Annotated in this window: 18 protein-coding genes; 7 read left to right on the top strand and 11 right to left on the bottom strand. The window is 43.4% G+C overall.

What is annotated here, in order from left to right:
- Positions 1-305: 305 nt before the first annotated feature.
- The 7 genes from KSK55_RS13850 to KSK55_RS13820 all read left to right on the top strand — a co-directional run bounded on the left by KSK55_RS13850 (position 306) and on the right by KSK55_RS13820 (position 5687).
- Positions 306-2240, top strand: coding sequence for an NADH-quinone oxidoreductase subunit 5 family protein (locus KSK55_RS13850; RefSeq protein WP_256664030.1), 1935 nt, complete (start codon positions 306-308; stop codon positions 2238-2240).
- A complete protein-coding gene (locus KSK55_RS13845) occupies positions 2237-3094 on the top strand; it encodes an NADH-quinone oxidoreductase subunit H (protein WP_218607320.1) in 858 nt (285 codons plus the stop codon). Before KSK55_RS13850 ends, KSK55_RS13845 begins: the two co-directional genes overlap by 4 nt.
- Positions 3095-3099: 5 nt before the next feature.
- Positions 3100-3546 carry an NADH-quinone oxidoreductase subunit B family protein gene (locus KSK55_RS13840; protein ID WP_214420761.1) on the top strand — a complete coding sequence of 149 codons (447 nt, stop codon included), beginning with the start codon at positions 3100-3102 and terminating at the stop codon, positions 3544-3546.
- Complete coding sequence (locus KSK55_RS13835; RefSeq protein ID WP_218607319.1) at positions 3543-3932, top strand: NADH-quinone oxidoreductase subunit C; 390 nt, start codon at positions 3543-3545, stop codon at positions 3930-3932. The genes KSK55_RS13840 and KSK55_RS13835 overlap by 4 nt, the downstream gene beginning before the upstream one ends.
- The gene (locus tag KSK55_RS13830) at positions 3925-5004 is read left to right on the top strand and encodes a hydrogenase large subunit (RefSeq protein ID WP_218607318.1); all 1080 of its coding nucleotides are present in this window, start codon (positions 3925-3927) and stop codon (positions 5002-5004) included. The genes KSK55_RS13835 and KSK55_RS13830 overlap by 8 nt, the downstream gene beginning before the upstream one ends.
- Before the next feature lie 5 nt (positions 5005-5009).
- Positions 5010-5378: a 4Fe-4S binding protein gene (locus KSK55_RS13825; protein ID WP_218607317.1), complete on the top strand. Its 369-nt coding sequence runs from the start codon at positions 5010-5012 to the stop codon at positions 5376-5378.
- Positions 5379-5516: 138 nt separating this feature from the next.
- Positions 5517-5687, top strand: a complete 171-nt coding sequence (locus KSK55_RS13820) for a type II toxin-antitoxin system HicB family antitoxin (protein ID WP_218607316.1) — start codon at positions 5517-5519, stop codon at positions 5685-5687.
- Positions 5688-5710: 23 nt separating this feature from the next.
- Here the strand turns inward: KSK55_RS13820 and KSK55_RS13815 are convergent, their stop codons facing one another.
- The 11 genes from KSK55_RS13815 to KSK55_RS16615 all read right to left on the bottom strand — a co-directional run bounded on the left by KSK55_RS13815 (position 5711) and on the right by KSK55_RS16615 (position 21504).
- Positions 5711-6379 carry a V-type ATP synthase subunit D gene (locus KSK55_RS13815; RefSeq protein WP_218607315.1) on the bottom strand — a complete coding sequence of 223 codons (669 nt, stop codon included), beginning with the start codon at positions 6377-6379 and terminating at the stop codon, positions 5711-5713.
- A 3-nt stretch (positions 6380-6382) separates the two neighbouring features.
- On the bottom strand, positions 6383-7783 hold the full coding sequence (locus KSK55_RS13810) for a V-type ATP synthase subunit B (RefSeq protein WP_218607314.1): 1401 nt from the start codon (positions 7781-7783) through the stop codon (positions 6383-6385).
- Positions 7765-9519, bottom strand: coding sequence for a V-type ATP synthase subunit A (locus tag KSK55_RS13805; protein WP_218607313.1), 1755 nt, complete (start codon positions 9517-9519; stop codon positions 7765-7767). Before KSK55_RS13805 ends, KSK55_RS13810 begins: the two co-directional genes overlap by 19 nt.
- 1 nt (position 9520) lies before the next feature.
- Positions 9521-9841, bottom strand: a complete 321-nt coding sequence (locus KSK55_RS13800; RefSeq protein ID WP_218607312.1) for a V-type ATP synthase subunit F — start codon at positions 9839-9841, stop codon at positions 9521-9523.
- Positions 9834-10883 (bottom strand): V-type ATPase subunit, encoded by a 1050-nt coding sequence (locus tag KSK55_RS13795; RefSeq protein WP_218607311.1) that lies wholly within the window; start codon positions 10881-10883, stop codon positions 9834-9836. Before KSK55_RS13795 ends, KSK55_RS13800 begins: the two co-directional genes overlap by 8 nt.
- A complete protein-coding gene (locus KSK55_RS13790) occupies positions 10876-11469 on the bottom strand; it encodes a V-type ATP synthase subunit E (RefSeq protein WP_218607310.1) in 594 nt (197 codons plus the stop codon). Before KSK55_RS13790 ends, KSK55_RS13795 begins: the two co-directional genes overlap by 8 nt.
- 35 nt (positions 11470-11504) lie before the next feature.
- Positions 11505-11723, bottom strand: coding sequence for an ATPase (locus KSK55_RS13785; RefSeq protein WP_109941428.1), 219 nt, complete (start codon positions 11721-11723; stop codon positions 11505-11507).
- A gap of 83 nt (positions 11724-11806) precedes the next feature.
- Positions 11807-13720, bottom strand: a complete 1914-nt coding sequence (locus tag KSK55_RS13780; protein WP_218607309.1) for a V-type ATP synthase subunit I — start codon at positions 13718-13720, stop codon at positions 11807-11809.
- A gap of 1 nt (position 13721) precedes the next feature.
- Positions 13722-14039 carry a V-type ATPase subunit subunit G family protein gene (locus KSK55_RS13775; protein ID WP_214420748.1) on the bottom strand — a complete coding sequence of 106 codons (318 nt, stop codon included), beginning with the start codon at positions 14037-14039 and terminating at the stop codon, positions 13722-13724.
- An 89-nt stretch (positions 14040-14128) separates the two neighbouring features.
- Positions 14129-14296, bottom strand: a complete 168-nt coding sequence (locus KSK55_RS13770; protein WP_214420747.1) for a hypothetical protein — start codon at positions 14294-14296, stop codon at positions 14129-14131.
- 173 nt (positions 14297-14469) lie between these two features.
- Positions 14470-21504, bottom strand: a complete 7035-nt coding sequence (locus tag KSK55_RS16615; protein ID WP_306127580.1) for a DUF7948 domain-containing protein — start codon at positions 21502-21504, stop codon at positions 14470-14472.
- Positions 21505-21907 lie beyond the last annotated feature (403 nt).

Genomic DNA, 21907 nt, shown 5'->3' with positions numbered 1-21907 from the left:
TAGATCATAGCATTTGCGTCTATTATTAACCCCATTTTTCCCTGCGTGGACAGAGATATATAAAATATCATAAATATTTTAGATTTATCAAAATAGTGGTCAAATATCTTTTTTATGTATACTAAAAATTGAATACGCCTCACCACCCTGTAAGAAAAAGCATTTTTAGGATAAAGAAGAGTAAAAATATCGACAATTCACGAATTATCTATTTTATTAACTCAAATAAAAATAAAAACACATAAATTGTCTTTGTATTCACCATGATTCCTACTAACTATCATGATAAATAATGATAAATAGACATGGTCATAAACGTTACATACATGGAACTGCTCATCTTCCTGATACTCTTTCCTCTTCTGATGGCCGGCCTGTTAGTATTCATACCAGGTGAAAATTTCAGAAGAGCAGCAGTAATAAGCGGAGCAGTCCTGGTTGGGATTGCGTCTCTTGTTGCACTCGCTCAAAGTGTCACCAGTCAGGCGGTATTTTATTCCGTCCCGGTAGATACTATCGGGATCCTGATTTTTATCGGGGATATTATCATTAGCGGGTACATCATTTTCGTCAGTCTGAAAGCCAGGCAATATTTGGTGACTGGTATCACCGTGATTCAGCTTATACTACTGTGTACGGTAGAATATCTTGCACTCGCAGATCATGCACATATACCGGAATTATTCTCAGATCAGCTCTCCGGAATAATGGCTGCGATAATTGGTGTTATCGGTGGGCTCATCTGTGTGTATGCTCTTGGATATATGCGGGAATATCATTCAGAGCATCCGGATCGACCAGACACGAGACCACAATTCTTTGGAATCATGTTCCTATTCCTCTCTGCAATGTTCGGTGTCGTATTCTCAAACAATCTTCTCTGGTTGTTCTTTTTTTGGGAGATAACAACACTTTGTTCATTCCTTCTGATCAGATACCCGGAGACTGATGAGGCAATAAAAAATGCATTCAGGGCTCTTCTCTTCAACCTGGTTGGAGGAGCATGTATCCCGGTTGCTTTCCTGTTCATTTTTCTAACCGGAGGATCTGAACTTATCGGCCTCCATGAACTTGTCAGTGCCGGTCCTGGTCTAGCTCTTATTCCGGCCGGACTTATTGCGGTTGCAGGACTTGCTAAATCTGCCCAGTTCCCATTTTCATCATGGCTTGTCGGGGCAATGGTTGCACCAACTCCGGTATCTGCCCTCCTTCACTCAAGCACGATGGTAAAGGCAGGGGTATACATTATTGCACGGTTTGCACCGGTCTTTGAAGGACAGATTGTTGGCATTTTAATTGCTCTTATCGGTGGCATCACGTTCCTTGCTGCGTCAGCAATTGCCATATCTCAAAGTAATGCGAAAAAAGTTCTTGCATATTCCACCATTGCAAACCTTGGGCTTATTGTTGCATGTTGTGGGGTTGGAACCGCAGAAGCACTCTGGGCGGCAGTACTCCTGATAGTCTTCCATGCCATTGCAAAATCACTACTCTTCCTGTCGGTCGGTACGGTAGAGCACCAGATCCACAGCAGGGATATTGAAGACATGACAGGACTAGTCACCAGGATGCCCCGGATCACCATGATGATTCTTATTGGCATTGCCGGAATGTTTCTTGCTCCATTCGGGATGCTTATTTCAAAATGGGCATCATTACATGCGTTTGTAGAATCGGTTCCTCCTTATGGTATCCTCTTGGTAATTATTATCGCATATGGCAGTGGTATAACCGCTTTCTTCTGGGCTAAATGGATGGGAAAACTCATTGCAGTTGGTGAGCCTGAACAAAAAGATGAGACACATATTCCGAAATCTGAAAAAAACATACTCTATATTTTATCAGCTCTTACCATAGGGGTTTGTTTTGGTTTCCCGATAATTTCATGGTACCTCATTGAACCATGGCTTTTAACCATGTATAAATCTGTAACAGAACTCATCTCACTCAGCAACATTGAAATAATGTTCATGATGCTCTTTTTAGTGCTCATCATGCCATTTTCTCTTGCCCGGTTCACTCAATCAGCGAGGAGGGTACCACGATACCTGTGTGGAATTCCGGAAAGCCAGACAACTGTCTTTATGGGAAGCTGTGGAATCAACCGGGAAATTACCCTCTCAAATTATTACCTGGACAGGATCTTTGGTGAAGAACGTCTCTCACGAATCAGTGTTGGAATTGGTATCTTCCTGATTGTCCTACTTCTCAATATCCTTATCATCGGAGGTGGCCTGTGAATTCATTCAATCCCTTCCTTGCAGCAGCATTATTTATCATTCTTGCACCGGTAGTCGGAATTCTTATCACCGGACTGGATCGGATACTGACAGCCAGAATGCAGGGGAGAGTTGGACCGCCTGTATTGCAACCCTGGTATGATATCCGAAAATTATTCCAGAAAAAACAGGTAGCAGTCTGGGGAGCACAGAGTTTCTTTATCTTCTGTTATCTCATCTTCATAATATTCACCGGAGCTCTCTTCTTCGCCGGAGGAGATATTTTGCTCGTCATTTTCGCCTTTACCCTGGGGCATGTCTTCCTGGTGCTTGGTGCCTATGTCTCATACTCACCATATGCCCATATCGGAGCCGAAAGGGAACTTATCCAGTTAATGGCAGTCGAGCCGATGATCATTATCGCGGCTATCGGGCTCTATCAGGTGAATGACTCGTTCCTCATCGGTGATATGGCAAATCATCCCGGACTTCCGATATTGCTATTACCCGGTGTATTTCTCGGTTTTATTTATATATTAACATTTAAACTCAGGAAATCTCCATTTGACCTTGCAACGTCTCACCATGCACATCAGGAGCTGGTGAAGGGAAGTACTACAGAATTCTCAGGCTGGACCCTTGGAATGCTGGAACTTGCTCATATTTACGAACTTGTCGTAATGCTAGGATTTATCTGGCTCTTCTTTGGTGATAATCTCATACTGTGTGGAATTGCCATTGTAGTGATTATGGTCCTAGAAATATTGGTTGATAACTGCACATCAAGAGTGAGATGGCAGGATGCCATGATCAGTGCCTGGTTTGTCACCCTCGTAGCCGGAGCAGGAAACATCTTTGCCCTTTCAATAATGTGAGAACCATGTCATACCTACAGAAATCACCCTGGATAATTCACTATGATGCCTCAAGTTGTAATGGCTGTGACATTGAAGTATTGGCCTGTCTGACACCACTCTATGATGTCGAGCGGTTTGGAATTCTCAATACAGGAAATCCAAAACATGCAGATATCTTTGTCATTACCGGTGGTGTGAACGAGATAAATAAAGAGGTTGTGCAGAATATCTACGAGCAGATGCCTCATCCTAAAGTTGTCGTAGCGGTTGGTATCTGTGCCTGTTCTGGCGGAGTATTTAAAGAATGCTACAATATTTCCGGCGGTGTTGCAACCGTCATACCTGTCGATGTATATGTTCCTGGATGTGCAGCACGTCCGGAATCGATCATTGATGGTATCGTGCAGGCACTTGGAATACTTGAACAGAAACGAAATACGATGAAAGCCGGAGCGGAGGGGACCGTATGAAACAGCCAGAACAGAACATCGAGACCATTACTGTCGAAGACCTCATTCACCGGGTCCACTCCTTCCATGACGATGGGTACCGCCTAGTCCAGATCAGTTGTGCACAGGAGGGGGATACTTTTGAACTGACCTACACCTTTGACAGGGATCTGGCCCTTTCACATCTCAGGATCCCAGCGGACCAGGAGACCAGTATTCCAAGTATCTCCCGAATCTATCTTGCATCATTCGTGTATGAGAACGAAATAGCAGATCTCTTTGGCATTCCCTTCTCAGGAATTACAGTTGATTATAAGGGGACATTTATCAGAACCAGCATTCCACACCCGTTTGGAACACCACAGATTGCGGTAGTGAAAAAGAAGCCGGAGGACAAGCATGAGTAAACAGATTATTGTCCCGTTTGGGCCACAACACCCGGTCCTTCCTGAACCAATTCATCTTGACCTGGTTCTGGAAGATGAGCGAGTGGTAGAAGCAATCCCCTCAATCGGATACGTTCATCGCGGCCTTGAAAAACTCGTAGAAAAACGAGACTACAAGGATTATGTATTCATATCCGAGCGTATCTGCGGGATCTGCAGTTTCATTCACGGAGCTACCTATTGCCAGGGAGTAGAGCAAATAATGGGAATTGAGATCCCAAGGCGTGCAGAATTTCTTCGGGCAATATGGTCTGAATACTCCCGTATGCACAGTCATCTCCTCTGGCTTGGATGTTTTGCAGACAGTATGGGGTATGAAAACCTCTTCATGAACTGCTGGAAAGTCAGGGAGAAGATCCTTGATGTACTTGAACGGACAACCGGAGGCCGGGTTATACAGGGAGTAAACCGGGTTGGTGGAGTCAGCAGAGATATGGATGCAGCAGAGCTCAAACGGATTGAGAGTGAAATCCCCGGATTACGTGCTGACTTCACAGAACTAACCCGGATATTTGATGAGGATCTGACAGTCCAGACGAGGACCAAGGGAATCGGGATGCTTCCCAAAGACAAGGCATGGAATCTTGGAGCGGTCGGCCCGGTTATAAGGGGCAGTGGGCATGCAATAGATGCTCGGTCCACCGGGTATGGAGCCTATGATGAACTTGATTTTAATCCCGTTGTCAGAGATGAGGCGGATTGTCATGCCCGATGTCTGGTCAGGGCTGAGGAACTGTTCACCTCACTGGATCTCATAGAGAATGCCATTGACCGGATCCCTGCCGGCGAGATTTTGGTACCAGTCAAAGGCAACCCATCCGGTGAATATTATGCACGGGCAGAACAGCCACGGGGAGAGGTCATTCATTACGTAAAGGCCAACGGAAAGAAAAACCTGCTCCGTCACCGGGTCAGGACGCCGACGCTTGCGAATGTTCCTGCTCTTGTTCATATGCTGGCGGGCTGTGAACTTGCCGATGTTCCTGTTATCGTGCTGACGATTGATCCCTGTATCGGCTGTATGGAGCGGTGATTGTCATGAAAGTAGGAGTTATGGCCCTGACCGTCCTGAAAAACCTTGTCAAAGGACCTGCAACCATCAGATATCCATACCAACCGGCAAAGGTTACACCGGTAACCCGTGGTCACCTTGTTATTAATATTGACGATTGTATATTCTGTGGTCTGTGCCGGATGCACTGTCCTGCAGATGCCATTGAAGTCAGCAAACCTGACCGGACATGGAGGCTAAACCAGTTCCAGTGTGTTATCTGTGGGTGTTGTGTCAGTTACTGTCCAAAAGATTGTCTTTCCATTGAACAGACCTATCTTCCGCCATCGACATCGGCAACTTATCTGACGTTCACCGGACCGGAACCGGATAGAAAGGAAGAGGGGCAGGAATAGCCGGTATCGGATTAGATTTCATACTTTTTTCTGGGAAATTCTGAATTAATCAACCAGATTATATATTAATTTTTCTCGCTTGACAAGTTTAAAAGCAGGAAAGGGAATATATGAGAGAGAACGAACAAGGTCTGGCAGATGAAAAGATATCAACTTACAACCCAGATTTGGGAAGAAGAGGGAGTTTACGTCTCACAATGCAGGGATATCAAAGTTGCATCCTGTGGTGCCACCCCAAAAGAAGCTCTTGATAATCTGCATGAAGCAATTAAACTTTGGCAAAAAAATGCTGAGTTTCTCGGAATATGAGCAAGGTAAAGATAATCACTCACTTACGCTGATCTCGTACCGGCTTGAGCCATTTTCTTTTTTACTTTCTTCCGTTCTATCAGTTTCTTCACCTTTTTCAATCTGAACAGATCCTCTCGTTCCCGCTCCTCAATACTGAACCGGATATATTTAGCCTGATCTTTCAATTCAGGAATAATAATCTGATCAAGAGCATTGACACGTCTCCGGTTCATCTGGATCTCATTTCCAAGCCGGCGAAGCGTAGTCTCAGTCTCGGCAAGTCTGATTATCATATCCAACTCGGATTCGAATTTTTCAGCCGCTTCATTTATCCGGCTGCTGGTACCGATAAGCCCATACCCCCGCTGCATCACATTCAGGGCTACACTCGTCTTCTGGATCACCGGAACCGGGACGCCCATAATATTTTTTCCAGAGATATCAACCATGATCTGCCTTTTGGTTGCATACGAAGCAGATTTCACTGCAACTGGATCGTCCACGGCTTCCGCTACCAGAAGGGCAATATCAGCTTCTACGGCAAGCTGTTCGAGCCCTTCTCTTGACTCAGAAAAGTTGACCATTATCTTAAAAAATTCCTGGATAAGAGCTTCCATCTTCTCTTTCAGGAGATCACGGCCCTGCTCTGCCAGCACTATCTGGGACCGCTTTTTCATCAGCTCCATCCGGGTTGGGTGTACCTGCTCCATGGTCTATCCTCCGGAGATGATAAGTGTCCGATATTTATCGATGTATTCTTCTTTTATTCGTTTCAGTTCCTGGTCAGGCAACAAGCTGAAAAGTTCCCATGCAACCTGCAGGGTTGTCTCAATACTTCGCTCCACATTTCCCTGTGAGATAAATCGCTTCTCAAAATGGTCCGCAAATTTCAGGTAATTCCGATCAAGCTCTGAAAGTGCCTCCTCTCCAACAATAGCAACCAGCCTTCGAAGGTCCCGTCCATAGGCGTAGGAAGCATAGAGCTGATCTGCCACATTCCGGTGATCTTCTCTGGTCTTTCCAGGCCCGATACCAAGATTCATAAGCCGTGAGAGGCAGGGAAGGGCATCAATAGGTGGATTAACCCCTTTCCTAAACAGGTCACGGGATAACACAATCTGCCCTTCGGTAATATATCCGGTCAGATCAGGAACTGGGTGAGTGATATCATCATCCGGCATGGTCAGAATCGGAATCTGGGTGATTGATCCGGTGCAGCCCTTGATACGTCCGGCACGTTCGTAAATGGTTGCAAGGTCGGTATACATGTACCCAGGATATCCACGCCTTCCCGGAATCTCCTCACGAGCAGTCGAGATTTCTCGAAGGGCATCACAGTAATTGGTCATATCAGTCAGAATGACCAGGACATGCAGATTATGTGTATATGCCAGAAACTCAGCAGCAGTAAGAGCACACCGGGGGGTTGCAATCCGTTCGATGGTTGGATCATCGGCAAGGTTTAAGAAGAAAACGACCCGTTCTAAGGCACCACTCTCTTCAAACTCTTTCATAAAGAATGAAGCTTCTTTATAGGTGATACCCATCGCTGCAAAAACCACTGCAAAGTTTTCTCCCTCTCCCAGGACTTTGGCCTGTTTTGCTATCTGGGCAGCCAGCTGGTTAGCGGGAAGCCCTGCACCTGAGAAAATGGGGAGTTTCTGACCTCTGACAAGTGTATTAAGTGCATCTATTGCAGAGATTCCAGTCTGAATAAATTCTGCGGGTTTGTCACGGGAATAGGGATTAATTGGCATTCCAGCGATGTCAAGCCTGGCTTCGGGAATAATTGCCGGTCCACCGTCTCGTGGCCGCCCGACTCCGTTCAGCACCCGGCCAAGCATATCATACGAGACATCAATAAGAGGAGACTGGCCGGTGAACCTGACGGTTGTCACGTGACTATCAATACCCCTGGTCCCTTCAAAGACCTGAACAATAGCAATATCCTCAGCAATATCAAGGATCTGACCAGTCCTTATCTCTCCATCCGGAAGAACAATCTGCGCAGTCTCACCAAAGGAGATCTCTTTTGGCCGTTCAACAAAGATGAGAGGACCTGATACATAATGTACCGTCTGATAATCCACTGTAATCAGGCTGCCGTGCTGCATGTCTGCACCTCCAGGGTTTCAGTCTGTTCCCACACCAGATCACTGAGCGCTTTTAACCGGCCCAAATCTTTCTGTTCTTTCATCCGTGCTATCTCTGACCTGGCTGGGATTGAAAGAAGCTGACGAAGTGGAACACTCCGTCTCATTGCAGCCCTGATTGCATCATAATACCAGATAATCACTTTCAGCATCCAGTATTGCTTTTCAAGCGGGCAGAATGAATCATCATCACTATAAGCACTCTGCTGGAGGAAATCTTCACGAATAATTTTAGCAATCTCAAGGACTACTTTTTCCTTATCCGGAAGAGCGTCTGGTCCGACTAATTGCACAATCTCTTGAAGTTCAACTTCTTTTTGCAGAATATACATTGCCCGACCCCTGAACTGGTACCAGTCACGGGCAACCTGTTCTGAAAACCAGTCCTCAACATCCTCGAGGTACAGGGAATAACTCCGAATCCAGTTCACTGACGGGTAATGCCGGCGATATGCAAGATTTGCATCGAGAGCCCAGAAAGTTCCAGCTATCCGAAGAGTGTTCTGGGTTATCGGTTCAGAAAAATCACCTCCCGGAGGTGATACCGCACCAATAATCGTTACCGAACCGGTTTTTTCTTCAGAACCTGCACAGATAACCCGTCCCGCACGTTCATAAAAAGCAGCAAGACGGGTTGCAAGATAAGCAGGATACCCTTCTTCTCCCGGCATCTCTTCAAGTCTTCCGGAGACTTCACGGAGTGCTTCTCCCCACCGGGAGGTCGAATCTGCTAAAAGTGCGACATCAATGCCCATGTCCCGGTAATATTCTGCTATTGTAATTCCGGTGTAAATAGACGCTTCACGGGCAGCTACCGGCATATTTGAGGTGTTTGCGATCATGATCGTCCGCTCTATCAGCGGGTAACCGGTTCTCGGATCGGTCAGTTCCGGAAACTCAGTCAGCACATCAGTCATCTCATTTCCCCGCTCACCACATCCGATATAAACAACCACCTGGGTATCAGCCCATTTTGCAAGGGTTTGTTCCGATACTGTCTTCCCGGTTCCAAACCCGCCCGGAATCATGGCAGTCCCACCCTTCACCAGGGGGAACATCGTATCAAAGACCCGCTGGCCGGTGAGCAGGGGAACCTCCGGATCCAGTCGCTTGATAAAGGGCCTTCCCTTTCTTACCGGCCACCGCTGAAGCATGGATAATTCTGTCCCATCCTCAAGGATGCAGACGGTATCGACAACAGTGAATTCTCCTGAAGAAATGGTTTTAATTGTACCCGTAACTCCGGGTGGGACCATAATTGAATGAACAAGATGAAACTCCTGGACCGTTCCAATTACATCACCTGACTGTACATCATCCCCTGCTTTTTTGACCGGATGAAAAGCCCATTTTTTATCCCGGTCAAGCCCGGGAACCATGATGCCCCTGCTAATATAATTCCCGCTCTTTGCATACAGGGCAGGAAGAGGCCTTTGAACTCCGTCATAAATAGATGCCAGTAAACCTGGGCCAAGTTCTACAGACAGAGGAACTCCCGTATTCTCCACCGGTTCGTGGATCATAAGACCGGTTGTATCCTCATAGACCTGGATAACTGCCTCATCTGCTTCAAGCCGGATAATTTCTCCAGGAAGGGCCGCCTTCCCCACTGATACAACATCATACATCCGCGATCCGGTCATATTCCGTGCAGTAATTACCGGTCCTGAAATTCTGGCAATTGTTCCGGTTATCATGTTAACTCCTCATCACCACATTATATCCTATCGCTCTCCGGAGCAGACGTTCAACATACCCGCTCACTTCGTCGCCTTTCCGGGGTGCAGGAATCGGAATAATGACCGGGTGATAACACCGTTCAATCTCTTCATACAGGCTTTTATCCAGATTTGCAAGAAAATCTTCACGAACTGCAATAATACCCGTTTCGTCCTCATGAAGCAGAGACGATAACAGTCGTGATGCTGTAACTGAATCTTCAGCCTCCAGGACATCAGACCCGGCAAGGCGAAATCCGGTTGCTGATTCAGGATCAGTGATGATGACGACTTTATACATACACCATCTCCGCCTCCATATCTTCTGGAGGGATCAGAGCATTTTTACATCGTGCAATTATCCGCAAATTCATAATTTCGGTATATTTAGCCCACATATACCCAATTACAATCGTAACAGAAAGAGGATCGCCCCGGTACAACCTGATAGCATGCCGAATCAGGTATTCATCAAGGAGATGCTGATACGCAGATATTTTGAGGTTATCACCTTCAGTGCTTCGTAAATCACTCAAAAAACGGTATGGAGTTTCTTCAAGGAATTCAACAACACTGGGTACTGACCCAAGGTCCAGCATAACCCGGAGTTTTTTGCGATCAAATACCCTGCCTCCTTCGATAAGAATCTGATCTGCATCCTCTGTATCGATATTATCCCTGACAATCATCAACACAGACTTAAGGTTTATAAGATCTATCTCGGTTGCAATTAAATCACGGATAATACGTTCATCTTCAGATTTACCACTCACAAGGGAACGGGCCTGCTCATAATAAAACTGATCAAGTGCATTTTCTAGAATGATAAGATCCGATACACGGGAATACTCCGGAAATGCAGTGGTAAGAGGAGAAGCATAAGGAACATCCCAAGTTGCAAGAAGATCAATAACGCCTTTTATATCCGGCTGCTTTAAAAGTTCGGTAAGAAGCGACTCATCAAATTCTCCAGCAGGAACCAGGTTTTCCTGGATTTGCATGGAAGGAACATAGATCCTCTTTCCCCGGAGAATTGTTTTAAGATTATGAATATCCCACCGGGATGAGAAGATTTTAATATATCGCTCTCCCTTTTCCCCTTCTAAAAACCGTGCTATTTTTTGAATCGTCCTGATGAGATTCTGTCTGAGAGCATCTTCTATCCCAGATAAACCTGGTTTTCCAACAAGAGCACGTTCCAAATCTTCCCGATATGTCGTTTCTTCAAGAGCTGTAATCAGGCTAGAAATATCAGGTTTTAAAATTAAATTGCTCAGGCTCCCTTTATCAAGCAGCCGTGAATACATACCCCTGATTCGGGCATTCACATAGCCGTTATCCATCAGGACCTCCAAGAATCAGGGTGATGATCTCAAGGGTTGATTGTTCCTGAATTTTTGATAACCTGGTTTCCAGGGTATTATCAGCACGGATTTTGCCATCTGCAGATGTTCCACACAAACCACCAATGGTCCGCAAATCCTTTTCAATGCGATAATCAAGGCCGTTTTTGTGAAGGACTTTTTCACATAACGTTGCATCAGCTGGATCAATATGAAGAACTATCTGTTCTCCGGCAAGTGACCGGATAACCTCATCAACAAGACGCTCATATAAAGAGGCATACATCGAGTCAGACCTTATATTGGCCATGTTCTGCAACGATTTATCAATAGCCTCATGTATGAGTTGTTGTCTGACGGAACTTACCTTTCGTTTAACTTCCTGTTTTGCAAGAAATTTTTGTCGGTTAGATTCAAGAGCCAGATCTCGTTTTGCTTTCTCCAGGTACTGAGCATGGATAGCCGAGAGTTCAGTTTCGGTTTCCCGAAGAATTGCCTCTATTTCCCGATCAGCATCCCGGAGAACCTCCCGATTTTTTTCATCCGCCGCAGACTCTATGGACTTGATAAGGTCTTCATATGCCATTGCTATTCACCTTCTGTACAACGGTACCTGGTTGATTATTCAACCATGATGATGATCATAGCGGCCACTACAAAACCCAAAATGACCAGTGTTTCAGGAATAGCCTCCAGAACGATGACAATACCTGCGGACTCCGGACGTTCGGCTACAGTTCCTGCTCCGGCTGCTCCAATCTTTGACTGGGCGATTCCAGTTGCAATTGCTCCTCCAGCAAAGGCAATTGCAGCACCAATAGGGACTTCCCAACCTGTCATGATAACCTCCAACGATTACCTTATCCTGTGTATATTTATATATTGTGATTTGTCCGTCACAAAAGAAGATAGAAAAAATGGTTTTAGAGTCGCTCTTTTCCAAATGGTTTGTAAGGATTACCTCCTCCTTCATAAAATTTCGAGAAGAACTCCACCACATGTAATCTAAGGGAATGAATAGATGGACTAAACATGGCAAGAAGAATGTTTAATGCATGAAGGAGAATTGCAACAATAATACCCACAATGAAGATACCAATTTCATGCGAAAGCCGGTTAGCAACTAATGCCAGTATCACCGAGGCAAGCCCGATAGCCATCAGACGGGCATATGACATAATATTGCCAATTGTTCCCATCACTTCGATAACTCCCCGACTGCCACCGCCGTATATCAGGCACCCGATTGAGATTAGCATCAAAGCAATGATCAGAAATAACACTGATTTCGGGATATGCCCGGCATAAGAACCCAATAGAAGAAGAATCCCGGACACGAGGCCTAACATACCGATCTTCTCAATAGCGTGCTTTTTCTTGTGGTGCCGGAGAGCATTCAAAATACCAAGAGACAAGCCAAAAAATACATGAAATACGCCTATCCCTATTGTCAGGAGGAGGAGTGGAATGATTGATTCAATCCGGTTCCAGGTGATGCCAAAAATGGTAAGTGGGTGAAGCCAGCCCATGTGCTCGCCAAGATCTCCAAAAAACTCCCCAAATATGTACCCAAAAATAATCGTAGGAATAGAAGATATTATGAGGATTCCCATGAGTTGTTTTAGCCACCCGATATGAGAAAATTTATACCGGACAAAAAGACTGAAACATAAAATTACCATCCCATATCCGATATCACCCACGATGAGTCCGAAAAAGAGGGGAAAGAAGATGGCAATAAGTGGTGTGGGATCAATCTCACGATATTGCGGGGGTTGAACCAGGTTCATGAAGAACTCGAATGGTTTTGCCCAGAATGGATTATCAAAATACACCGGGGCATTATCAAAAACTGCTGGATCGTACGGGAGCTCAGTTACCACCACTGATTCATCAAAATTACTTTTGAGCGCCTTTTTCGTTGCAGGCAGATATTTCTGTGGTATCCATCCCTTTACCACAAAAGTATAATCTGTCTGACCAAAGTGAGAATATGCAGAGGTCTCCTCAAGAAAGTTAGTGAGTAATGTTTTCAGAGTGAAGAGATCAGCATACCATACTACAGAGATTTCCTTGATCCTTTTTTCTATTTCAGCAATTTCATCTATAATTGCTTTTTTATCTGCTGCAATAAGGGCCAGTGCCTTCTCCAGGGGCATGTTTGTATACTCCTGGGGAATCCGCACTTCATTTACGTTCTTTGAATAGAGAAAATCATGAACCTTACCTGCATATTTTTTACTGAATACCGTAATTACCGCGATATTTTTGTCATCAAGATCTGCACTGATGAATTCAAATTGGTTTCTGGTTATTTCGGATAAAAACGGATGAATAATCTCAAGGACTGATTCGAATTCTTTTTGAATGATTAAAATGGTGACTTCAAATCCTTCAAGGGTGGGAAGTTGTTGCTCGAGTGGAGATATCTTTTTGATGATCTTTTCATACCTTGCAAGGGTTGTGTACCTGACATCAAGATCCCCTTTTCTGGTCTCAAGAGTCCGAAGCCGTTCTTCGAGAGAATCACAGACTTCTGTTGCCGTAATGGACAATTCATTATAAGAAAGGCCTGCGTATTTTTCTATAAGAGGACTTTTTTGAGCCTTCTTAGAATCCGTTGGTGTCAGGATCTGGAGCTGGCCCTTTATCCGAATTAATAGAGACGTGATTTCTTCAGGGTTAAAAGTATCAAGCGGAGCAATTTCCATGGTCTCCAGGCGTTCATTTTTTGCATCCTCAAGATGAAGAGAACCTGCCTGGTACAGTACATCAACTATTCTTTGATAGTCCTTTTTTGGACCAACCACCAGGATCTGTTTCATCTTTTGCAGCATATTACCCCAGAACCATTTCGACGATCTGTTTTACTGCACCATCAACCTTTTTTTCCCCTTTTTTGAGAATCTCTTCTGCCTCTTTTTCTCCAGCCAGGTGAATAGAAGAAATTTCCTCGGACAGTTTAGAAAGACCTTCCTTCATATACCTGGATGCTTCTTCTGCTCCTTTCTTTTCTGCTTCTTCCCTCAAATTCCGCGCCTTGACTCGAGCATCATGGATTCGGGTTTCTGCTTCTTTACAGACGACATCACATTGCTCTTTGAGCTCAGCTTCTTTTCGTGATATCTGGTCCAGCAGTGAATGTTCTGTCTCCATACTTATCCCTGTTATGATGAGGATCTGTGTGTCACCGGTTTGAGTTGCTTTGTAAGCAGCCTCTGGCTATTAAAATAAACCAGGCCAGATCACAGCCCGTATTTACTTTTCATCCGTCGTGTCATACCATAACTTTCAGCATCTTCCAGCTTCTTTTTACAGGGCGGACGGCTAGCGGCTTCAAGTATCCGATCCTCACATCTCTTCATAGCAATCTGCTTGAGCTCGAGGATCTTTTTCATGTCTGGTACAGCCATAACAATCACCCCGTATCATACGTAACAGTGTCCTTTTACTATCACATATTATTTAAGTATAGTATATTGAATATCATCAAGCTGAATCAATTAATTGTTTTTTGGAATAGTTCTGCCCATATATTATGGATTCAAGAAAAAAAGGGATATGTGCCAATTATGAAACCTCGACACTACCCTTTTACTTGGATAAAATTATTCATCACTTGATACCCTGCAGTTTGATTATTATATGCTCGGAGAGAGACGGTGAATATCCCTGGAATTTTATACTGGTGAACGGGATCTTTATCTGATGAGATCCCCCCGTCACCAAACTGCCAATACCACGATATTGGATCACCAATGGACTGATCCCTGAATGAAACCTCAAGTGGAGGGGTGCCAGTTGTCGGAGTGGCATTGAAGGAGACGTGGATCTGACCTGGTGATGGGGTTCCTTCTGTTGCCATCCGGTGGTCTGAAGAGATATTTGTGAATGGTCGGGTTTTAATCGCTCCCTCTGATTCATCATCTACGACTACGTCTACCAGGTCAGCTCCGGGTTTTGGCTGGGTGATATAGGTCTTATTTGTTCCCACCGGGTATGATATGTTACCAGATGGATACACAATTGACCAGGAATCTGCTGTGGCGTTGATCTCATACTGGCCAGGGATGTCGGTGAAATCCGAATGGATGGTGTGATTTGTGGTGACATTGCGGAATATGTATTTTGCTACTGCTCCGACTGTTTGATTGTCGACCTGAACGTCATGGATATAGAAACCGGGATTTGGGGTGATGGTGAAAGTTTGATCAGAGCCTTCGGGGACGGGGATTGAACCTGCTGGGGTGATGGTGCCGTTCGGGGAGGCGGTGGAGGTGATGAAATTATTAGAGGGTGCTAACATGATATAATCAATTTGGGTCGAGGTGTCAATACCTAAATCATTTGAAACCGTAAGCGAGACTGTGTAATTACCGGGTATTTTATAGATATGAATGGGGTTTTGTAAAGTTGAATTTGTACCATCGCCAAATGTCCATAACCAGTGAGAGGGTGAATTTATTGATAAATCAATAAATGAGACAGCAGTTGGTACAAAACCTTTAGTAATATTTGATGAAAAATTCGATTTTATAGGGTTCCAGTGTTTATCAGAATATACAATTGTATCAAAAGTACCATCGCCATTTTTATCAATCTTAATCATAACACCTGTTTCATTTTTCTGAAGCATTGTCCAATTTATAGAATATTCATGAACCTCCCTCTTTTTTGTTAATATACCTGATGCGTTGAATAATTCTGTACTGGAGATAGAAAGTGAGTAATTACTTGATTCCGTCCCAATAAAGCGGTAAATTATTGAGTCATTATCTTCAGGTAACCAGATTCTCTCCAAAGCAGGATCATAAATAGAAAAAGGAATATCCTCAATCACATCTCCATTTAATATTCCCGTCATTCTTCCAAGAGAATCAATAACTTGTGGTTCAATCGGACTCCACATTTTTATTTCTGTAGAATGACTTACAAGAATTTCCAATCGCTTTGCGAAATCATCTGCAGCTTCTTTTACTGTTTTTCCACCAATCTGACTTTTTTCTGTTTCATAATCATCATAATTACCGTTATTGTAGTAAAAATCCTTAATACGGTTTTTTAATTGATAGCAGAGTCCAATTGAAGAATCACATAAATATGTCCCGGGGTAGGTTTTATAGCCATTATATCTCTGTAAAGCAGAAATCCATGCAAATTCTTCACATGAAAAACAAGTTTTTTCTTCCTGCCCAACACAAATATTCTTATTATCGGACTTAATACACTTTTCATATCCATCTTTCACTAATTTATAATGATCGTTTAAAGCATACAATCCGTCAGCAATGTTGGCTCTTATGCCCTGTGTTGTATTTGTGTAGAAGTGAGTACATGCCTCACAACTCCATCCAGGATAATTATAACGATCTTTAATGTTTTCAGCACCGCATGAATCAGAGGGATATCTTTTTACACAAGTTGTCTTCGTTCTCGATGCCCATACACAATTTGGGTTATCAGTAGGACAATAAAGACAATAGGTTGATTCTCCGATTTTTGTGGGTAATGGGCTCTCAGAACAACCTAAATCCCGACATGTATCAATATCACCATGATCATTCCACCATCTAATACCCAAAGCTTTCCCCACATATTTATCTGCATCAATGCGAGCGATTCCCCTACCCCATGGATCCATTGTGATAAAATCATTATCATAATGAACAATCCATGATTCTTGAGCAATCTTTGCAATTACGAGATAAGTAGGAAATTCGGTAGGTGGATAATTAAATGACCTTCCCGCTTTAAGAAAAATGGGAATTAATTCTTCCACTAATCCCCTAATAATCGGCTTTCTGGAGGATTCTTCCTTTATTACCTGCACAGCCCTGTCTTCAGAAATTGAAGACTGAATTTCATCGATCTTTATCCATCCATCCGTTTTATCAGTGACATCATAAATGTGTTGGTAACCATTCAACAATTCAAATTTATTTTGAATAACCCACCCATTTGGAATCAATTTAATAGGCTGATGCTGTAAAGTATTTTTATTCTCATTTAACTTCGTAATTGTTTTCGGTGTTTTTTCCACATCCAGAATAGATATTCCAATTTCTTCATCAAATGAGTGTATTTTTTTGAATAGTTCTAATGAATTCTTAGTTTTACTTCCAAGTAAATCAGTTTCATAACCCGGAGAGCCGGGCTCCTGTTCTGATGGTCTTTTATAATAAAAATCTATGTCAGATATTTGTGTAATTGGATTTGAATTTAAAATTTTTTGAAGATTTTTAAAATATTGGTTATTAGTGTTCAAATTTTCGGGAACATTTTCAAAATTAAAATCAAGAGGAATATTTTGATATTCCGATATCATTATAGGATTCCTAACAATATAGGCTCCAGTCGGACTATTAACTTCAACCCATTCACCCATTTCAGTTGTAGTGAACAGTTTGGTTACATCTTTTGATTTGAATCCATTATAATAGCAAGTATAAATATTAAGTGAAAAGGCCTTTCCACCAGTTAAAAGAAATTTGTAAGTATTAGCAGGATAATTCACAATATCTGTGTAGGAATTTTGTGCTAATCCAACATTTTCATCAGAACTCATTAAAACCTCCTGTATATTTATTTCATAATGGCTGATATCGGTTTGATTAGACCAAATCGGATGTTTCCAAGTCATTTCAAAGTCATTGCTGACCTCAGTGTTGTTTATCGGATACAGCACCGTCGGTGCCGAAATAATCGGAAACGCCCATCCAATATATCCTTCAGGATTCGGATTATACCCCCTGTGAATGATCTTCTGATTCATATCACAGCCAATAACATTCCCGTCTCCTTCAGACAAAGCAAAGGCCATGTCTCCGGATTGATACATTGCAACAGATCCTTTCGGTGGGATTAGGGTCTGATTTCTGTTAGCCCTTTTAAATAACTCTTTTACCTGCTCAAAACTCTGAATCCGTGAATCAAACGCATACCCTGACCCATTCTGATACACATCATTGATGAACGTCAATGAATTACCACAATAGTCAGTGTTTATTGTACCTGCTGCATATGAGACGGCACTATTAATTTTTAACTTATCTCCTGTATCATCCGGAGTCCCGATTATGTAATCAGGCAGGGACAATTTTCGAGAGGTTGTTCCATCACTTACCGTCAGGTTCACCGTGTAATACCCTGTATTGACATAGGTATGGGTAGGATTTTTTTCATTGGAGATCATTCCATCGCCAAATTCCCATAGCCATGATGTGGGATTACCATCAGACTGATCATAAAATGTTACCTCCAGAGGAACCTTACCGGAGGCGACTGAGGCTATAAACTTTGAATCTAAAGGTTTGGGAGGTTTATCTTCAATAGTAAGTGCATTCTCCATCTTTCCTAACTTGCCATCAGGATTAGTGACTGTAACATTGTATATCCCTGCAGGAACACCCTGGAGGTGATATATTACAGAGATCGTGTCAGGACCGCCATACAAACAACTCCGCGTGATAGCGGTCCCAGGTCTTGCAATCGTCACAAGAGATTCTTCAATGAACCCAGCACCATGAATGATAAATCCATATATATCATCATTAAAAGAAGTCGATGGTTCGATTGAGTTTACAATGACAGATGAACTCTGACCAGTTACCTCAAAAGAACCGCTCTTCGCAGCGATCTGTCCATCCCCATTCTTGACAACCAGATCATACGTTCCTGTTCTTCTACCGGTAATATCAAATGTGCCGGTTATATTCCCGGAATCAAGGACGGCAATATTCGTCCCGGTGATGTTTATCTGGCCATCTCCAAATGTTTTAGAAAGATTCACAATCGGTAGAGGAGCGGACTGGAAGTTGGAGCCGGTGATACGGAACTGGACCAATGTGGTGTTGGGGGCGGATAGGGGAGAGATTGAAGTGATGGTTGGCGACGGGCTACCTCCAATTACGAATGACTCAAGATTATCAGCATCAATTAAATGTGGATTTTCAGGACCCGCAGAATCACGGTGAACTGCACGATAGTAATAGGTTGTGCCTGGACTGAGCTCGGTAAGGATATGGCGATATGTAGAGTTCGTTTGATTTACAATAGATAAACCAACTTTTGTCTTCGGAGTTGCCCCACCTTCATACCTAAAACTAACCGGATAATCAACACCAGGTTCGGCATTTGTAATATGACCGCTTAATATTGCAGACCTCTCACTTACAATTGCAGTATCGGTTACAAGTTTTGGGTTAACTGACGGGCCGGTTACCTCAAAAGAACCGCTCTTCGTAGCGATCTGTCCATCACCATTCTTTACTACAAGGTCATAGGTTCCCGTTCTTGCCCCGGTTAGATCAAACGTACCGGTAATATTTCTGAAATCTGGGACGCCAACATTCGTTGCGGTGATGTTTACCAAGCCATTTCTAAATGTTTTAGAAAGATTCACAATCGGTAGAGGAGCGGACTGGAAGTTGGAGCCGGTGATACGGAACTGGACCAATGTGGTGTTGGGGGCGGATAGGGGAGAGATTGAGGTAATAGTTGGAGAAAGAATTGAAAAAGAGAATTTTACCATAAAAGCATCCTGTTGTCCCCCATGTATTGGTTGATATGACTCTGGAGTTGTGGGAAATGAACCATCAGTATATCCAATTACATATGCATTCCCTTCAGTATCTATCACGATTCCATGCCCCTCGTCATAACCTGTACCCCCAAAATAAGTTGAATAGAGGAGGGAAGAACCGGTAGAGTTTAATTTTGTGATAAAAGCATCAACGCTTCCTCCAGAAATTGTCTGATAAGCCCCGGGAGTTATTGGGAAGTCGGTACTTGCTGTGTATCCATTCAAGTATACATTCCCATTCTGATCTATTATGAGCCCTTCACCGCGTTCAACACTTGTTCCTCCCAAATAAGTGGAATAGAGGAGGGAAGAACCGGTAGAGTTTAGTTTTGTGACAAAGACATCACTACTACCTCCAAATGTTGTTTGATATGACCCTGGGGTCGTGGAAAAGTTAATGCTTGATGTATATCCGGTCACGTATACATTTCCGGTTGAATCAACATCGACTCCTTCTCCTGCATCTCCTGATGCACCACCCATGTATGTGGAGAAAATAACTGATGAGCCAGCAGCGTCAAGTTTCGTAACAAAGGCATCCCAGGTACCTCCTCCATATATTGTCTGGAATGCTCCTGGAGACGTGGGAAACAAACCATCAGTTCTTCCAGTGACGAATGCTATCCCTTCTGAATCTACCGCGATTCCATACCCTTCATCATAACCTGATCCTCCAATATAGGTAGAATAGAGGAGGGAAGAACCAACAGCGTCAAGTTTCGTAACAAATGAATCCCAAGTCCCTCCTCCATATAATGTCTGATATGATCCAGGGGTTGTGGGAAACGATCCATCTGTCCATCCAGCCACGTATGCATTCCCGCCTGTATCTAATGCGATGGCACGTGAATCATCTTGGCCCCTTCCACCTAGATAAGTTGAATAGAGGAGGGAAGAACCAGCAGTGTCAAGTTTCGTGACAAAGGCATCTCCATAGCCCCCATATATTGTCTGGAATGCCCCTGGAGTCATGGGGAAATCAGTATTGGTGGTCATCCCAGTCACGTAGGCATTCCCTTCAGAATCTACAGCGATTCCATAACCAATATCGTTAGAAGTTCCACCCAGATATGTGGAATAAAGAAGCGAAGAACCAGCAGAGTTTAATTTCGTAACAAAGACATCAACATTACCTCCATATAATGTCTGAAATGCTCCCGTAGTAATTGGGAAATCAGTACTTGCGGTTCTTCCAGTCACGTAGGCATTCCCTTCTGAGTCTACAGTGATTCCATACCCATTTTCATTATAAACTCTGCCCAGATACGTAGAATATATCAAGTCTGGATCGATCACTAACTCATATTCAGGATTATACGTATCAATCTCAATGGTCAACTTTTTATCATCCAAGAGGACATATCTGGCCTCGACATCTACCCTGTTCCCATCAATCTCCTGAAAACACACCGGCTGCGATTCGGTCATAGAACCCTGCCCGGTTGTAATATTCAGATTTCCATTTTGATCAATTGAAATGGAATCAGCACCATGGTATTCCATCTGGATGAGTGCCGGATCAACACCTGATGCAACGATGAACTCACGTTTAAGAACCGAACCGTTTCCACAGTAGAGGAGATCAATACCAGGATAAAGATCATGGTACCGTACTGCCCCGTACGTTGAGAGATTCGACCGCCAGGCATCAGGGTCATTCCCAATAAAAAAATTTGCTGTTCCTGGCAGGACATCTTCACCTGTGATGTGGGTAGATTCATTTGCACCGATAAAGGTCTGAGTTATCACAACAAATGTTTCATTAGTCGCGTCTGGGGATTTTTCCATTGAAAAGAGCATACTTGTATTGGTAAATGAGAACGATGTCCCGGAACCTCTGACCATAAACCATACATTCGGGTCAGTCTGCCCATCGTTCGGAATGAATGAGAGAGGAAGCGCTGCCATTTGGACTGTGATGCTTTCGTTTCTTTCCTTATTATCAGGAATTAGCTGATTTTCCGAGCTTGTGAAAAGAACAGGCTCCCCAGATATTGTTCCAGATATATGTCCTGCATGAACTCCCTGGATCAGCATCATGAGGGCAAATAGGATGAGAAAATACTCGGATAGCCTAGTTACTATTCCAAACGATTGCTTTGTATGGAAAAAATTGTTTTTTATAATCTGTTCCTTTGATCTTTTAAAGATGCCAGAATAGGAGATTTTTAATTTGGTATTCATTGAAAATCACATTGAATTTCGATATGGGGATGTTGGTAGCAGTACTGATCCCAGGATGTGAGATACAATTGATGTTGGGCGTTTGCTTGACAGTTTTAGGAAAAGGAGCAATACAAAAATCCCAGCAATTGTCAACAAAATGAGAGAGATAAGTTAAAAAATTACTTTTTATAACCAATAAAAACAGTAGAGGCAGAAGTAAAAGACTGGTTAGCCACGTAATCTTTCGTATCATATCCCCATCACTTCATCCATCCAT

It is taken from the genome of Methanospirillum hungatei, assembly GCF_019263745.1.
GTDB lineage: Archaea > Halobacteriota > Methanomicrobia > Methanomicrobiales > Methanospirillaceae > Methanospirillum > Methanospirillum purgamenti.
The sequence above is the reverse complement of the archived record's forward strand: the minus strand, read 5'-3'. Positions and strand labels throughout refer to the sequence as shown.

Excerpts from the sequence above, each read along its gene's own strand:
- KSK55_RS13835 (WP_218607319.1), top strand. The coding sequence starts at position 3,543 with ATGAAACAGCCAGAACAGAACATCGAGACCATTACTGTCGAAGACCTC.
- KSK55_RS13840 (WP_214420761.1), top strand. The coding sequence starts at position 3,100 with ATGTCATACCTACAGAAATCACCCTGGATAATTCACTATGATGCCTCA.
- KSK55_RS13775 (WP_214420748.1), bottom strand. The coding sequence starts at position 14,039 with ATGGAGACAGAACATTCACTGCTGGACCAGATATCACGAAAAGAAGCT.
- KSK55_RS13820 (WP_218607316.1), top strand. The coding sequence starts at position 5,517 with ATGAAAAGATATCAACTTACAACCCAGATTTGGGAAGAAGAGGGAGTT.
- KSK55_RS16615 (WP_306127580.1), bottom strand. The coding sequence starts at position 21,504 with ATGATGCTGATCCAGGGAGTTCATGCAGGACATATATCTGGAACAATA.
- KSK55_RS13800 (WP_218607312.1), bottom strand. The coding sequence starts at position 9,841 with ATGTATAAAGTCGTCATCATCACTGATCCTGAATCAGCAACCGGATTT.
- KSK55_RS13805 (WP_218607313.1), bottom strand. The coding sequence starts at position 9,519 with ATGATAACCGGAACAATTGCCAGAATTTCAGGACCGGTAATTACTGCA.
- KSK55_RS13830 (WP_218607318.1), top strand. The coding sequence starts at position 3,925 with ATGAGTAAACAGATTATTGTCCCGTTTGGGCCACAACACCCGGTCCTT.
- KSK55_RS13850 (WP_256664030.1), top strand. The coding sequence starts at position 306 with ATGGTCATAAACGTTACATACATGGAACTGCTCATCTTCCTGATACTC.
- KSK55_RS13790 (WP_218607310.1), bottom strand. The coding sequence starts at position 11,469 with ATGGCATATGAAGACCTTATCAAGTCCATAGAGTCTGCGGCGGATGAA.
- KSK55_RS13785 (WP_109941428.1), bottom strand. The coding sequence starts at position 11,723 with ATGACAGGTTGGGAAGTCCCTATTGGTGCTGCAATTGCCTTTGCTGGA.
- KSK55_RS13815 (WP_218607315.1), bottom strand. The coding sequence starts at position 6,379 with ATGGAGCAGGTACACCCAACCCGGATGGAGCTGATGAAAAAGCGGTCC.
- KSK55_RS13825 (WP_218607317.1), top strand. The coding sequence starts at position 5,010 with ATGAAAGTAGGAGTTATGGCCCTGACCGTCCTGAAAAACCTTGTCAAA.
- KSK55_RS13770 (WP_214420747.1), bottom strand. The coding sequence starts at position 14,296 with ATGGCTGTACCAGACATGAAAAAGATCCTCGAGCTCAAGCAGATTGCT.
- KSK55_RS13795 (WP_218607311.1), bottom strand. The coding sequence starts at position 10,883 with ATGGATAACGGCTATGTGAATGCCCGAATCAGGGGTATGTATTCACGG.
- KSK55_RS13810 (WP_218607314.1), bottom strand. The coding sequence starts at position 7,783 with ATGCAGCACGGCAGCCTGATTACAGTGGATTATCAGACGGTACATTAT.
- KSK55_RS13780 (WP_218607309.1), bottom strand. The coding sequence starts at position 13,720 with ATGCTGCAAAAGATGAAACAGATCCTGGTGGTTGGTCCAAAAAAGGAC.